This is a genomic window from Corynebacterium dentalis (genome assembly GCF_900232865.1).
Classification (GTDB): Bacteria; Actinomycetota; Actinomycetes; order Mycobacteriales; family Mycobacteriaceae; genus Corynebacterium; species Corynebacterium dentalis.
Map to the genome: position 1 here is coordinate 152732 of NZ_OCTS01000005.1, position 14692 is coordinate 167423.

12 protein-coding genes are annotated in these 14692 nt (G+C 60.0%); all 12 read left to right on the top strand.

From position 1 onward, the window contains the following. Position 1: 1 nt before the first annotated feature. The 12 genes from CS919_RS06675 (at position 2) to ppc (ending at position 14674) form a co-directional block, all read left to right on the top strand. Complete coding sequence (locus CS919_RS06675; RefSeq protein WP_099298708.1) at positions 2 to 610, top strand: riboflavin synthase; 609 nt, start codon at positions 2 to 4, stop codon at positions 608 to 610. Between the two features lie 49 nt (positions 611 to 659). Then, positions 660 to 1907, top strand: coding sequence for a bifunctional 3,4-dihydroxy-2-butanone-4-phosphate synthase/GTP cyclohydrolase II (locus CS919_RS06680; RefSeq protein ID WP_099298709.1), 1248 nt, complete (start codon positions 660 to 662; stop codon positions 1905 to 1907). Between the two features lie 69 nt (positions 1908 to 1976). Then, a complete protein-coding gene (gene ribH / locus CS919_RS06685; protein WP_099298710.1) occupies positions 1977 to 2456 on the top strand; it encodes a 6,7-dimethyl-8-ribityllumazine synthase in 480 nt (159 codons plus the stop codon). Positions 2457 to 2565: 109 nt separating this feature from the next. Further along, entirely contained in the window at positions 2566 to 3054 is a 489-nt protein-coding gene (locus tag CS919_RS06690) for a PH domain-containing protein (RefSeq protein ID WP_099298840.1), read from the top strand. Between the two features lie 28 nt (positions 3055 to 3082). Next, positions 3083 to 5146, top strand: a complete 2064-nt coding sequence (uvrC, locus tag CS919_RS06695) for an excinuclease ABC subunit UvrC (protein WP_099298711.1) — start codon at positions 3083 to 3085, stop codon at positions 5144 to 5146. An 88-nt stretch (positions 5147 to 5234) separates the two neighbouring features. Continuing rightward, a complete protein-coding gene (rapZ, locus tag CS919_RS06700) occupies positions 5235 to 6089 on the top strand; it encodes an RNase adapter RapZ (protein ID WP_099298841.1) in 855 nt (284 codons plus the stop codon). A gap of 7 nt (positions 6090 to 6096) precedes the next feature. Next, positions 6097 to 7176 carry a gluconeogenesis factor YvcK family protein gene (locus CS919_RS06705; protein WP_099298842.1) on the top strand — a complete coding sequence of 360 codons (1080 nt, stop codon included), beginning with the start codon at positions 6097 to 6099 and terminating at the stop codon, positions 7174 to 7176. 45 nt (positions 7177 to 7221) lie between these two features. Beyond that, a complete protein-coding gene (gene whiA, locus CS919_RS06710; RefSeq protein ID WP_099298712.1) occupies positions 7222 to 8208 on the top strand; it encodes a DNA-binding protein WhiA in 987 nt (328 codons plus the stop codon). Between the two features lie 209 nt (positions 8209 to 8417). After that, a complete protein-coding gene (gap, locus tag CS919_RS06715) occupies positions 8418 to 9425 on the top strand; it encodes a type I glyceraldehyde-3-phosphate dehydrogenase (protein WP_099298713.1) in 1008 nt (335 codons plus the stop codon). 267 nt (positions 9426 to 9692) lie between these two features. Continuing rightward, entirely contained in the window at positions 9693 to 10904 is a 1212-nt protein-coding gene (locus CS919_RS06720) for a phosphoglycerate kinase (protein WP_099298714.1), read from the top strand. A 60-nt stretch (positions 10905 to 10964) separates the two neighbouring features. After that, positions 10965 to 11750, top strand: a complete 786-nt coding sequence (gene tpiA, locus CS919_RS06725; RefSeq protein ID WP_099298715.1) for a triose-phosphate isomerase — start codon at positions 10965 to 10967, stop codon at positions 11748 to 11750. Between the two features lie 74 nt (positions 11751 to 11824). After that, complete coding sequence (gene ppc, locus CS919_RS06730) at positions 11825 to 14674, top strand: phosphoenolpyruvate carboxylase (RefSeq protein ID WP_099298716.1); 2850 nt, start codon at positions 11825 to 11827, stop codon at positions 14672 to 14674. Positions 14675 to 14692 lie beyond the last annotated feature (18 nt).

Here is a 14692-nt window from a genome sequence, read left to right on the forward strand (position 1 = left end):
GATGTTTACAGGAATTATCGAAACCATCGGACGCATCTCTGACATCGAGCGTGCGGAGGATTCCATCCGCATGCACGTGACAGCTCCAGAGGTCATGGAGGATGCACATCACGGCGATTCCATCGCGATCAATGGGGTGTGTTTGACCGTCACCGATTTCGATGCGCAGGGTTTTTGGGCCGACGTCATGCAGGTGACCTTGGATTACACCGCTCTTGGTTCCGCGGAAGAAGGTTCTCGCGTGAATGTAGAGCGGGCGATGTCACACCAATCTCGCTTCGGCGGACACGTGGTGCAAGGGCATGTCGATGGCACTGCCACCTTGGTGAATCGCACTCCTAGTGAGAACTGGGAAATCTTTCGCTTCACATTGGATAACCCAGAGCTGGCGAAGTACCTAGTGAAAAAGGGTTCCATCGCTGTCAACGGCACCTCGCTGACCGTGGCTGAAGCCTCTGAGCTTGGCGAGCAGCAGCAATGGTTTGGAATCTCGCTGATTCCCACCACTTTGGAGGACACCATGTTGGGGGACTTGAGCATCGGAGACTCGGTCAACATTGAGTGCGATGTCTTGGCAAAATACGTGGAGCGGTTGAACGGTCAACGCTGAGAGCGGACCCAATGCGCGTCCGGACTTGTACGTAGATAAGGTTAGAGAAATGGAAGACACTCCTCAGGGCACGTCATCGTCCACCATGTTGGATGATGTGGAGCGCGCCATCGCAGATATCGCCGCGGGCAAGGCAGTCGTTGTGGTTGACGACGAAGATCGGGAAAACGAGGGCGACCTAATCTTCGCGGCCGAGCTTGCTACTCCCGAACTCGTTGCCTTTATGGTTCGCTACAGTTCCGGCTACGTGTGCGTGGGCATGTCCAATGAAGATTGCGACCGCCTAGGTCTGCCCCCAATGGTCGCCCGCAACGAGGACGTGCGCAATACGGCCTACACCGTGACCGTGGACGCCGCCGAGGGCGTCACCACGGGTATTTCCGCAACCGACCGTGCCCACACGCTGCGCACGCTGTCTGCTGCTGAGTCCGTCTCCACCGATCTGAACCGTCCGGGTCACGTGGTGCCTCTACGCGCTCGCGACGGGGGCGTGCTGGTCCGCGCCGGACACACCGAAGCTTCCGTGGATCTCGCCAAGGCTGCCGGCCTGCGCCCCGCCGGTGCGCTGTGTGAAGTTGTCAGCGAAGAAAACCCCACTGAGATGGCACGCCTGCCGGAGCTGCGTCGCTTCGCGGACAAGCACGATCTCGCACTGATCTCCATCGAGCAGCTCGTCGAGTGGCGCCGCGCTAACACTCCCGTGGTGGAGCGTAGCGTCGAGGTCGGACTGCCCACAAAGCTCGGCGAATTCCAAGCCGTGGGTTACACCAGCCTGGTCGACGGCATCGAGCACGTCGCCCTCGTCGCTGGAGACGTCTCCGGCCAAGAAGACGTACCCGTGCGCGTGCACTCCGAGTGCCTCACCGGCGATGTTTTCGGATCCCTGCGCTGCGACTGCGGTGAGCAGCTGGATGCCGGATTGCGCTATATCTCCGAGCAAGGCCAGGGCATTCTCATCTACATCCGTGGCCACGAAGGCCGTGGGATTGGTCTGGTCCCCAAGCTCCGCGCCTACGTACTGCAGGACGAGGGGCAAGACACGGTGGATGCCAACGTATCCCAGGGATACCCCGCGGACCTGCGGGAATACTCCGCGGCGGCGCAGATCATTCAGGATCTCGGCCCTGAATCTATTCAGCTGATCTCCAATAACCCGGACAAGAAAGCCAAGCTCACTGCCTATGGCGTGAACATCACCGGACGCGTCCCCGTGGAGCTCCCGGCCAACCCCAACAACGTGGAATACCTGCGCACCAAGCGTGACCGCATGGGGCACCAGCTGGATTCGCTGAGCTAATAAGCCACGAGGTGGGCGTCGAAGAAATAGACCCCACCACCCCCGCACACACTGACCGAAAGGACCCCGATGGCACACGACGGACTGTCTCAACTGCACGTCCGCGACGGCGAAGCAGCCGGCATGCGCATAGCAGTCATCAGCGCCACTTGGAACGCCGAAATCACCGATGCGCTGCACACCCGCGCCATCAACCGCGCCAAGCAAGCCGGTGCCAGCGTGAGCGAGTGGCGGGTTGCGGGAGCACTCGAGTTGCCCGTCGTGGTGGCAGAAGCCGTCAAGCATTTCGACGCCGTGGTGGCCACCGGCTGCGTCATCGAAGGCGAAACCGAGCACTTCCGCGTTGTCTGCGATGCCGTGACCTACGGTCTGACCCGAATTCCCATCGATTCTGGGGTACCCGTGGGCAACGGCGTGCTGACGGTGCAAAACCAGCAGCAGGCTATCGACCGTGCAGGCGGAGAAGGCGCAGCAGAAGACAAGGGAGCAGATTCTGCTCTCGCCGCAATCCAGGCGGCGTTGACGCTCAAGCAGATCGCCAACAGCTAGCAGCTCATCCCCACCCCGATCCGATTGGTTCTGCGGGACTTTTTCCTTGCATCGGATCGGGAGTAACGTGAATGCCGTGAATAACTCGGAGATTGGACAGCACCACTCGATGCCTACCGAAGCAGAGAATGCCCATGCGCCGCAATCCAGCACTGGTGATGACTGGCTGCTGGTGGTTACTTCTCCGTTTCTGAAAAAGCTCGCGTACGCGGGCGTGGCTGTGGTGATGCTTGTTCACATCTTCCTCGCCGTGGTAGTGGGTATTGGCGATACCGGCGTGGCGGTGACTCTGACGGACCGTCTGGGATTCATCGGCATCGGCCTGATCTTTTCCCTTGTTTGCCTGACCCTGCTTCGCCCACGCGTGCGGGTCAGCGCCCAAGGCGTGGAGGTGCGCAACATTGCCAACGCGCAGTTCTACCCGTGGGATATCGTCCATGGACTGTCTTTCCCCACCCAGGCGCAGACGGCTCGCTTGGAGCTGCCGGACTTTGAGTTCGTGCCGATGATGGCTATGCACATCCGGGACCGCGAGACCATCGCAGACACTGTCGAGTCTTTCCGTCAGCTGGAAGACCGCTACATGCCGCTCGATTAGCCCCACAGACTCGAATCCAGAGACGTCTATGGCAAGTACCGTTGATTACCGACCGGAACCGGGGACCATCCCCACGGATCCGGGGGTCTATACGTTCCGTGACGCGCACGATCGCGTGATCTACGTGGGCAAAGCGAAGAATCTTCGCGCCCGCCTGAGCAATTATTTTCAAGACCTTTCGCAGCTACATCCCCGCACCCGCGCCATGGTGCAAACTGCTAATCGCGTGGTGTGGACTGTGGTCTCCAGTGAGTTCGAGGCCCTTAACCTCGAGTACACATGGATCAAGCGCTTTAACCCGCGCTTCAACGTCATGTACCGGGACGATAAGACGTACCCGATGTTGGCCATCGGCGCGAAGGAAGAAGTTCCCCGCGCCTTCGTGTACCGCGGTCCCCGCCGCAAGGGTGTACGTTACTTCGGCCCATACCCCAAGGCCTGGGCGATCCGTGACACTCTGGAATCCCTGACCCGTGTGTTTCCCATCCGCACCTGTACTCGCGGGGTGTACAAGCGCCATGCTGCTCTCGGCCGCCCGTGCCTATTGGGCTACATTGATCGCTGTTCTGCACCGTGCGTGGGCAATATCAGCGTGGAGGATCACCGGGCGCTTGTTGATCAGTTCTCGAGCTTCTTGGCCGGTAATACCGAGCCGGTGAAGCGCCGCGTTCGCAAGGAAATGGAGGCAGCTGCGGAGGATCTCGATTTCGAGCGGGCCGCCAGCTATCGCGACCAGTTGGCCGCAATGGACAAGGCCATGGAGAAGCAGGCCGTAGTCTTCTCGGACAGCACGGACGCGGACGTTATCGCTGTGGTCTCAGATGAATTGGAAGCCGCCGTGCAGATCTTTCACGTGCGCGGCGGTCGCATTCACGGTCAACGTGGGTGGGTCGTGGAGCGCGATGAAGTCTCCGACGCCGACCTGACCGGCCAGTTCCTCACCCAGTTCTATGGGGACGAGGCCGAGCTGGCCCGCGCTACAGAGTCTGCTGTTGCTGGAGCCTCTTCGCAGCCCGTCGATAGGGAACTGGCCGCGGCCATCAATCCTGCGGCCCGCGCGGAGCTGGGGGACTTGGTCGGAGATGTACAGGTCACCCCGGTGCCTCGGGAGGTGCTGGTGGAATCCGTGCCGGATAACGCGGATGAGCTCAGCCAGTGGCTCACTGAGCTGCGCGGCTCCCGAGTGACCATCCGCCGCCCCTTGCGGGGAGACAAGAAGTCCCTCATGGAAACGGCGAAGTCAAACGCCAAGCAAGCTTTGGCCCAGCACAAACTCAAGCGCTCTGGTGACCTCACCACCCGCTCAGCTGCATTGCAGCAGCTCCAAGAAGCGCTGTGGATGGACGAGTCTCCGCTGCGCATCGAGTGCACGGATATCTCTCATATTCAGGGCACGGATGTGGTGGCCAGCCTCGTGGTCTTCGAGGACGGACTGCCGAAGAAGTCTGACTATCGCCGCTACAAGATCAAGGAAGCCGCAGGAGACGGCCACTCCAACGATGTCGCCTCTATCGCCGAAGTGGTGCGACGTCGCTTCAAGCGCCACCACGAGGACCAGGCGGCCATGCCCATGGGGGACGACGGTGGAGATCTTCTGGAAGGTGAAGAAGAGCTCGAGGTGGCGTCGACAAAGAAATTCGCCTACCCACCGCAACTGTTCATCGTCGACGGCGGCCTGCCCCAGGTCAACGCAGCGCAACAAGTCTTGGACGAATTGGGCGTCACGGATGTCACCTTGGTGGGCATCGCCAAACGACTCGAAGAGATTTGGGTACCGGGCGAGGACTACCCGGTGATCATGCCGCGCACCTCAGATGCGCTCTACCTGGTGCAATACCTGCGCGATGAAGCCCACCGCTTTGCCATCACGTTCCACCGGCAGCAGCGAAGCAAGCGGATGCGACGCTCCAAGCTGGACGATATCCCCGGTTTGGGACCGGCCCGCCGCAAGCAATTGGTGTCTACTTTCGGCTCCGTAGCAAAGGTCAAGGAAGCCAGCGTGGAGGATCTCACCGCACTGAACGGATTCGGCCCGAGCCTGGCGCAGAAGATTTACGACGCTCTGCACCAACCAGCGCAAAATTCCGATTAAGCTCGGGGTCATGGTGAATCAGGACTCGGTTGAGCACAACCCGGCGAACGAACACTCGGTGAATCAAGAGACGCACGACCCTGCTGCCATGCCGTCGTTGATTTTGATCACGGGTATGTCCGGCGCTGGGCGACGCGCAACGTCCGCAGCCCTCGAGGAACTGGGATGGTACGTGGCAGAAAACCTGCCGCCCGAGCTCATCGTGCGCATGGCCGAGATGAGTTTCGAGGACGATTCCCCGATCGAGCGTCTCGCCATCGTCACCGACGTGCGCTCCCGCGATTTTGCCGGCAGCCTGTCGGACGTTCTGGACAAGCTCAACGCGTCCGGTCGCCGGCCGATTGTTCTTTTTCTCGACGCCACCAATACCGAGCTCATCAAGCGTTACGACACGGTACGTCGTACCCATCCTTTGCAGGGGGATGGGACCGTCCAAACGGGCATTGATCGGGAGCGCGCGCTGCTGCAGAGCATCCGCAACCGGGCGGACATTGTCCTAGACACAACCAACACCAGCGTGCACGATCTCCGCCGAGTGTTGGAGCAGTATTTCTCCAACATGAACCAGCAGTCCGTTCGCGTAAACATCCAGTCCTTCGGCTTTAAGCACGGCGCTCCAAATGACGTAGATGTCCTGCTAGATGCCCGCTTCCTGCCGAACCCACACTGGGAAGAAGATCTGCGCGAATTCAGTGGCTTGGATCCCAAAGTCTCCAACTTCGTTCTGACTCAGCCAGGCGCAGTGGACTTCCTCGATTCCGCCCAAAGGATGCTGACCTCGATGCTTCCGGGCTACCAGCGCGAAGGCAAAAAGTACGTATCTTTCGCCGTGGGCTGTACAGGAGGCAGGCACAGAAGCGTGGCCGTTGCAGAAGAAATGGCACACCGGTTGAAGGATAACGGCGTGGACGTTCGCGTACTGCACCGAGATGTGGAGCGCTGAACACACCATGAACACGTCACGATCTAGCCATACTTCGGCGACCCACAATGCTCCCGATAAGGCAGTTGAAGGTGAACTTTCTGAGCATCCCGGTCAGGTTCGTATTGCCAGTTTAGGCGGCGGACACGGTCTGTTTAACACCCTGCGCGGGGCGCGAGTAGTCGCTGACGATGTGACAGCCATCGTCACTGTGGCAGACGACGGCGGATCCTCCGGACGCATGCGTCGAGAATTGGGATCCATCCCACCCGGCGACCTCCGCATGGCACTGGCTGCCTTGACCGAGGACTCGGAGGGCGGGCGGCTGTGGGAAGAGGCAATCCAACACCGCTTCGGTGGCTACGGCGCCTTGAAGGGCCACGCCGTGGGAAACCTCATGATCAGCGGCCTGGAACAGGTTCTGGGTTCCCTCGTTCGTGCGCTCGATGAGATGGGCAAACTGCTGGGAGTCAAGGGACGTGTGCTGCCCATGTGCCCTGAACCATTGGACCTGGAAGCGGAGGTATCCGGACTGGAGGAGGATCCCCGCGAGGTGGTCCCGGTGCGCGGACAAGTGGCCGTGGCCACCACCATGGGGCAGGTACGGCGCGTACGCATGATCCCGCACCGGCCAGCAGCCACACCCGAGGCGGTGACTGCGATTGAGAACGCGGACCTCATCACGCTAGGACCGGGCAGCTGGTTTTCTAGCGTCATCCCACACATCCTTGTGCCCGGCCTCGTGGACGCGCTCAACGCAGCCAAGGCGCCCAAGGTATTGATCATGAACCTGGTGGCCGAAGCAGGAGAGACCGCGGGCATGTCCATGGAGCACCACATTCACATGGTGTTCCAGCACGCGCAATCGTTGGCTATCGACGTCATCGTGGTGGACATGACTGTCATGCCACGGCCTGCCCAGCGCACGCACGTGGAGCGGGCGGCACAAGCTCTGGGCGCCAAGGTTATCTACCGCGATGTCCGCGAAGATGATGCGCGCGGACGCTTCGGGGATAGACATAAGCCAGCGAAAATGGCGGCCGTCTTCCAAGAGATCTTGTCCACACCGATTGACTCGTTGCCCAGCACTTTGGCCAACAACGGCTAGTGATACCGTCAAGATCGACAATTCTTCGAAAGGACGTGGCCAATCGTGGCTCTTACCGCAGAGGTTAAGGCTGAACTAGCTCAAGTCAACGTCAGTCGTACAGACGTAATGACCGCCGAGGTCTCCAGCTTGCTGCGCTATTGCGCAGGACTGCACCTGGTGGGCGGGCAGATCGTGGTGGAAGCAGAAGTCGATTCCTCGGCCACCGCTCGGCGCATCGCGGGCTTCGTGGAGCAGCTGTTCAACCTCGAGGCGGAAGTCCAGGTCATTAGCTCAAATAACCTGCGGAAAAATTCCCGCTACGTGCTGCGATGGGCGCAAGGGGGCACGGAGCTGGCACGCCGCGCGGAATTGATTGACCGTGCGGGGCGCCCCGTGCGTGGCTTGCCGCGATTCATCATCGGCGGCACGCGTGATCAGTGCGTGGCTGCGTGGCGTGGAGCGTTCCTCGCGCACGGGTCGCTGACCGAGCCCGGACGCTCCTCTGCCATGGAGGTCACCACCCCAAGCAACGAGGCGGCACTGGCGCTAGTGGGGGCCGCTCGGCGCATCGATGTCACGGCCAAGACGAAGGAAGCTAGGGGTGTGCACCGCGTCATCGTCCGCGACGGAGACTCCATCGATGCCTTGCTCAACCTCATGGGTGCCCGCGATACGCGGTTGAAGTGGGAAGAGCAGCGCATGCGCCGCGAAGCCCGTTCAAAGGCGAACCGTTTGGCGAACTTTGACGACGCCAACCTGCGCCGTTCTGCCCGGGCCGCGGTTATTGCTGCTGCTCGCGTCGAACGTGCCCTGGAACTGCTGGGCGACGATGTGCCACAGCATTTGGCTCAAGCTGGCCAGCTCCGTGTGGCGCACCGCCAGTCTTCTTTGGAAGAGCTGGGGCAACTCGCCGAGCCGGCCATGACCAAGGATGCCGTTGCCGGGCGTATCCGCCGCCTGTTGACGATGGCGGACAAGCGCGCCGAAGAGCTGGGAGTGGAAGATACGAACATCGCGGTGACGGAGGAACTTTTCCACGATATGGATTAGTACTAGATTAGTTCCCATGCTCCATTCGGTGGTGGATATCTGGGGTTGCACACTGTCGCCCGAAACCGGGTGCATGTTCTTCTGCAGACCTTTTGTGACCTAGGTAGTGTCGAAAGTGTAACTGTGAGAAGAGATTCACTGAGTAGTTCATGCAAGACAAAATGTGCAGTGATGACCTCAAACTCAAACATTGAATAGGAGCCCACGACGTGACAATTCGCGTAGGTATCAACGGATTTGGCCGTATTGGTCGCAACTTCTTCCGCGCAGCACGCGCAAACGGAGCCGAGATTGAGATCGTTGGTATCAACGACCTCACCGACAACAAGACCCTGTCCACCCTGCTGAAGTACGATTCCGTCGTCGGCCGCCTGGATGCGGACGTTACCTACGACGATGAGTCCATCACCGTCGACGGAAAGCGTATCGCCGTTTCTGCGGAGCGCGAGCCGAAGAACCTCAAGTGGGCAGATCTGGGAGCTGACGTGGTCATTGAGTCCACCGGCTTCTTTACCGACGCAGAGGCTGCCAAGGCCCACATCGATGCCGGTGCCAAAAAGGTCATCATCTCCGCTCCTGCGAAGAACGAGGATGCCACTTTCGTGATGGGTGTGAACCACACTGATTACGATCCGGAGAAGCACAACATCATCTCCAACGCATCCTGCACCACTAACTGCTTGGCTCCTATGGCCAAGGTGCTGGATGACGAGTTCGGCATCGAGCGTGGTCTGATGACCACCATCCACGCGTATACTGGTGACCAGCGCCTGCACGATGCTCCGCACAAGGATCTTCGTCGCGCCCGCGCTGCAGCCGTCAACTTGGTTCCTACCTCTACCGGCGCTGCCAAGGCTGTTGCTCTGGTTCTTCCACAGCTCAAGGGCAAGCTGGATGGTTACGCGGTGCGCGTTCCCGTCATCACCGGTTCCGTCACGGACCTGACGTTTGAGGCGAAGAAGCCAGTCACTGTCGAGGCTGTCAACGCTGCTCTCAAGAAGGCTGCCGAGGGCGAGCTGAAGGGCATCCTGTCTTACTCCAACGACGAGCCACTGGTCTCCACCGACATCGTCACGGATCCACACTCTTCCGTCTTCGATTCCGGACTGACCAAGGTCATCGACAACCAGGTCAAGGTTGTGTCTTGGTACGACAACGAGTGGGGCTACTCCAACCGTCTCGTTGATCTGACCGTCTACGTGGGCGAGCGTCTCTAAGAGACTCACTTACATCGCAGGCTTGGCAGCGTGGCAGGAACAGCCTCGCTACTGGGCGACTTCCGAGGAAAGAACTGACCGAAGCTAGGTTTCGGGAGGTGCCTTTACCTCGGATTTCTTTTAGCGATTATTCACACATCGTCACCCATACGTGGTGGCAACCGCACCGTCGTCCCGATAGTTCGTAGACTAAAGGGGCGTAAACGAAAGAACTCGACCTTCGGCTCGTGCTGAAGTCGCACACACACTTCATTTCAAGGAGCAGACATGGCAGTCAAGACCGTTCAGGATCTCATCGCAGAGGGCGTTGAAGGACGCCACGTCCTCGTGCGTTCTGACCTCAACGTTCCTTTGTCCGACGGTAACATCACCGATCCCGGCCGAATTGATGCTTCCGTGTCGACGTTGCGCGCACTCCTCGATGCCGGCGCTCGCGTCATCGTCACCGCTCACCTCGGCCGCCCGAAGGGCGAGGCTAACCCTGAGTTCTCTTTGGCTCCTGTCGTTGAGGCTCTGTCTGAGCGCCTGGATATGTACGTGCCACTCGCCGCCGATGTCACCGGTGAGGATGCGCACGAGCGCGCTAACGGACTGGATGATGGCGATATTCTGCTGCTGGAAAACGTCCGCTTCGATCCTCGCGAAACTTCCAAGCTGGAAGACGAGCGTGCCGAGTTTGCAGACGCTTTGGCTGCGTTGACCGCAGACAACGGCGCTTTCGTCTCTGATGGTTTCGGCGTAGTTCACCGCAAGCAGGCATCTGTGTACGACGTCGCCAAGAAGCTTCCTCACTACGCCGGTGGCTTGGTGGAGACCGAACTTGAGGTACTTAAGAAGGTCTCTGACGAGCCAGCACACCCTTACGCCGTGGTACTCGGCGGCTCCAAGGTGTCTGACAAGCTCGGCGTGATCGAAGCTTTGGCTCCTAAGGTGGACAACCTGATCATCGGTGGCGGAATGTGCTTCACCTTCTTGGCCGCGCAAGGTTACGAAGTTGGCGGATCACTGTTGCAGGAAGACATGATCGATACCTGCAAGGATCTGCTGGATCGCTTTGGAGATTCCATTGTCCTGCCGAAGGACGTAGAAGTGGCGGAGGCCTTCGCCAAGGATGCCGATCACCGCACGGTAGCCGTGGATTCCATTCCCGCAGGCTGGATGGGCCTGGACATCGGACCCGAGTCCGTCAAGGAATTCGCGGAGATCTTGAACCAGGCTCAGACCATCTTCTGGAATGGTCCCATGGGCGTATTTGAATTCGAGAACTTCGCCGCAGGCACCCGGGGAGTGGCGGAATCCATCATCTCCGCAACCTCTAATGGCGCATTCTCCGTGGTCGGCGGCGGAGACTCCGCAGCGGCCGTACGCACCCTGGGATTAGATGAAGGAGGCTTCAGCCACATCTCCACCGGTGGCGGCGCATCCCTGGAATACCTCGAGGGCAAGGAACTCCCGGGCGTATCCGTCCTTGAGTCCTAATCCCTCGTTCACTTCACACAATTCGTGAACCTCTGACACACCTCTTAGAAGGAGCTCCGCATGGCTAAGCGCACCCCACTGATCGCGGGCAATTGGAAGATGCACCTCAACCACAAGGAAGCAATCCACGTGGTGCAGAAGTTCGACTTCTCCCTGCCCAAGGATTATTACGACCACGTGGACGTAGCGTTCATTCCTCCGTTCACCGACATCCGCAGCGTGCAGACCCTGGTGGACGCAGACAAGATGCTCATCACCTACGGTGCACAAGACATCTCCGAGCACAAGTCCGGTGCGTACACCGGCGAAGTTTCCGCGGACATGCTCTCCGCTCTGGGATGCACGTGGGTGGTCGTGGGGCACTCAGAGCGTCGCCAGTACCACAACGAGTCCAACGAAGTTGTGGCAAACAAGGCCAAGGCAGCCCTGTCCCAGTCAATGCAGCCCATCGTCTGCGTGGGCGAGCCGCTGGAGGTTCGCGAAGCAGGGGAACACGTCCAGTACGTGGTGGATCAGACACGAGCCTCTCTCGAGGGACTGAGCGCCGAGCAGCTGGCTCAGGTGGTTATCGCCTACGAACCAGTGTGGGCAATCGGCACCGGCAAGGTAGCTTCTGCCGCTGACGCACAAGAAGTGTGCAAGGCTATCCGCGAACTCATCGGCCAGATGGCTAGCGCCGAGACCGCCGAGGATCTGCGCATTCTCTACGGAGGCTCCGTGAAGTCCGATTCCGTGGGCGAGATTGTTTCGCAGCCTGACGTCGACGGTGGACTCGTCGGCGGCGCCAGCTTGGACGGCAAAGACTTCGCTGGTCTGGTGGCCGCGGCCGCCAAGGCCGTGCAATAGACCTGCACTAGTTTAGCCCGCGCCCACGGCAATCTGGGGGCGCACCCTCACACGACCAGGTGGAAGGACACCTCATGGCCGCAGAAACTCCAGAACATCAAACGATCCCGGGAACGATCATTCCAGTTGCGACGGAGTCTTCCGAGGCTCCTTCCATCAACCCACCCATTCGCGAAGACATCCGCTACCTGGGTGCAATCTTGGGCGATGTCATCCGCGAACAAGAGGGCGAGTACGTCTTCAACCTAATCGAAAACATCCGCACCACCTCCTTGGATGTGCGCTACGGCGAACTCAGCGCTCTTGAGCTGGCCGAGCAGTTCGCCAACATGGAGGTGGAAAACGCGCTCCCGGTCATTCGTGCCTTTTCTCACTTCGCGTTGTTGGCCAATCTCGCCGAGGATCTCTACGCAGAGCGCTTACGGGATATAGCCATCGATGAGGGCAAGCCAGCGCCACCGTCCACGCTGGAATACACGTGGAAAAAGCTCGAGGAAAACCAGGTCTCGCCGGAAGCCGTCTCCGACACGATGGAACACATCTACGTGGCACCGGTCATGACCGCGCACCCCACGGAGACGCGACGTCGGACAGTATTTGACGTGCAGGCGGACATCGCCCACTACATGCGGCGCCGGGGACGCATCCTCAACGCGGGCACCACGGCCCGCAGCCAGCAGCAACTGGATGAGATCACCAAATTCATTCGCCGTCGCATTACCGTTCTCTGGCAGACGGCATTGATCCGCAGCGTGCGCCCGCGCATCGAGGACGAGATCAAGGTGGGTCTGCGTTACTACTCTCTGAGCCTGCTCGAAGAGATCCCCGCCATTAACCGAGACGTGGTTAATAACGTTAAGCAGCGGTTCGGGGATCAGACTTCCGCCCCGGCGATGATTCGCCCCGGCTCGTGGATCGGTGGCGATCACGATGGAAACCCATACGTGACCGCGGAGACAGTGGAGCAAGCCACATCGCTGGCCGCGCAAACAATCTTCGAGCGCTACGGCAAGATCCTCTACAAGCTGGAACAGGAACTAAGCCTGTCCACCCGCATTTCTGAGGTCACACGCGAGTTGGAGGCATTGGCGGAGCGGGGGCACAACGACGTTCCTTCCCGCATCGACGAGCCCTACCGGCGCGCACTGCACGGTATGCGCGGCCGCATCGCCGCCACGGCCGTGCGCAATTTGGGAACACCGATCATGCCCGGTGGCGTGCACGAAAGCCATGAGCCTTACGCGGATCCGGAGGAATTCCTGACGGACATCGCGGTGGTGGATCGCTCCCTGCGCGCAGGTATCGATCCCACGCTGGCTGACGATACACTCGCCGAGCTGGTCTCCTCCGTGCACAGCTTCGGCTTCCACCTCTACGGTCTGGATCTGCGGCAGAATTCTGAGACCTTCGAAGAAGTGCTCACGGAACTCTTCTCCCGTGCTGGGGTCTCGGACAACTACGCCGAATTGGACGAGAAGGAGAAGGTGTCCTTGCTGGTCGCCGAGCTGTCTCACCCGCGTCCGCTCACGGATTCTGCTGCAGAATGGTCCGAAGTTACTGAGCGTGAACTAGGCATCTTCCGCGCTGCAGCTTTTGCCACGGAGCGTTTCGGTAGGGAAGCGGTGCCGCACTGCGTCGTCTCCATGACCACCTCCGTCTCTGACATCCTCGAGCCGATGATCCTGCTGAAGGAAGCCGGTCTCTTCAACGCGCAGGGCGAACATCCCACCGGGTCGGTGGATGTCATCCCGCTTTTCGAGACCATCGAGGACCTGCAGGCTGGTGCTGGCATCATGCAGGAACTGTGGGCCCTGCCTTTCTACCGTGCGTACGTCTCCCAGTTGGATAACCAGCAGGAAGTCATGCTGGGCTATTCGGATTCCAACAAGGACGGTGGCTATTTCGCCGCCAACTGGGCCCTGTTCGATGCCGAGCTGGAACTCGTCCAGGCTGCGAAGCAGGCCGACGTGCGGCTTCGTCTCTTCCATGGCCGCGGCGGCACGGTGGGTCGTGGTGGCGGTCCTTCTTACGACGCCATCCTCGCCCAACCCGAAGGTGCTGTCCAAGGATCTCTGCGAATCACGGAACAGGGCGAGATCATCTCCGCGAAGTACGGCGATAGGGCGAATGCCCGCCGGAATTTGGAGGCGCTTGCCTCAGCCACGCTGGAGGCCAGCCTGCTGCCCATACCTGCACCAGAGGACACCGAACGGGCTTACGCCACGATGAAGGAAATCAGCGACTTTTCGCTGACCTCCTACGCCGCGTTGATGCACAACGATCCGGGCTTTATCGACTACTTCACTGCGTCCACGCCGCTGGAGGAGATCGGTAGCTTGAACATCGGCTCGCGTCCGTCTTCCAGGAAGCAGACCGAAGCAATCACCGACTTGCGCGCCATTCCGTGGGTGCTGAGTTGGTCACAGTCTCGCGTCATGCTGCCGGGCTGGTTCGGAGTCGGTAGCGCGATCAGCCGGTGGTTGGAATCGGGCACGTCGGTTCAAGGAAGCCCAGAGGAGCGCTTGGCTTTCCTGCGCGAACTGCATCAGCGGTGGCCATTCTTCCAATCTGTGATGGCCAACATGGCGCAGGTGATGGCGAAGGTAGACATGTCCTTGGCCGAGCTCTATTCCTCACTGGTGGCCGATAAGGAGGATGCTGCCCGGATCTTTGGAATCATCCGCGAGGAGTACACCACCACGGTGGATGTGTTCCAAAAGGTCACTGATCAGCACTCTCTGCTCGCGGAGAACCCGGAACTAGCAAACTCTGTGCGTAATCGCTTCCCGTACCTGGTTCCGCTGAACCTGTTGCAGGTGGAGTTGTTGAGGCGCTTCCGCGAGGGCGATGATTCCCATAAGATCCGCATCGGGATCCAGCTGACGATGAACGGTCTGGCCACCGCGCTGCGCAACTCCGGCTAGAGCGAACCCAATCCTGCA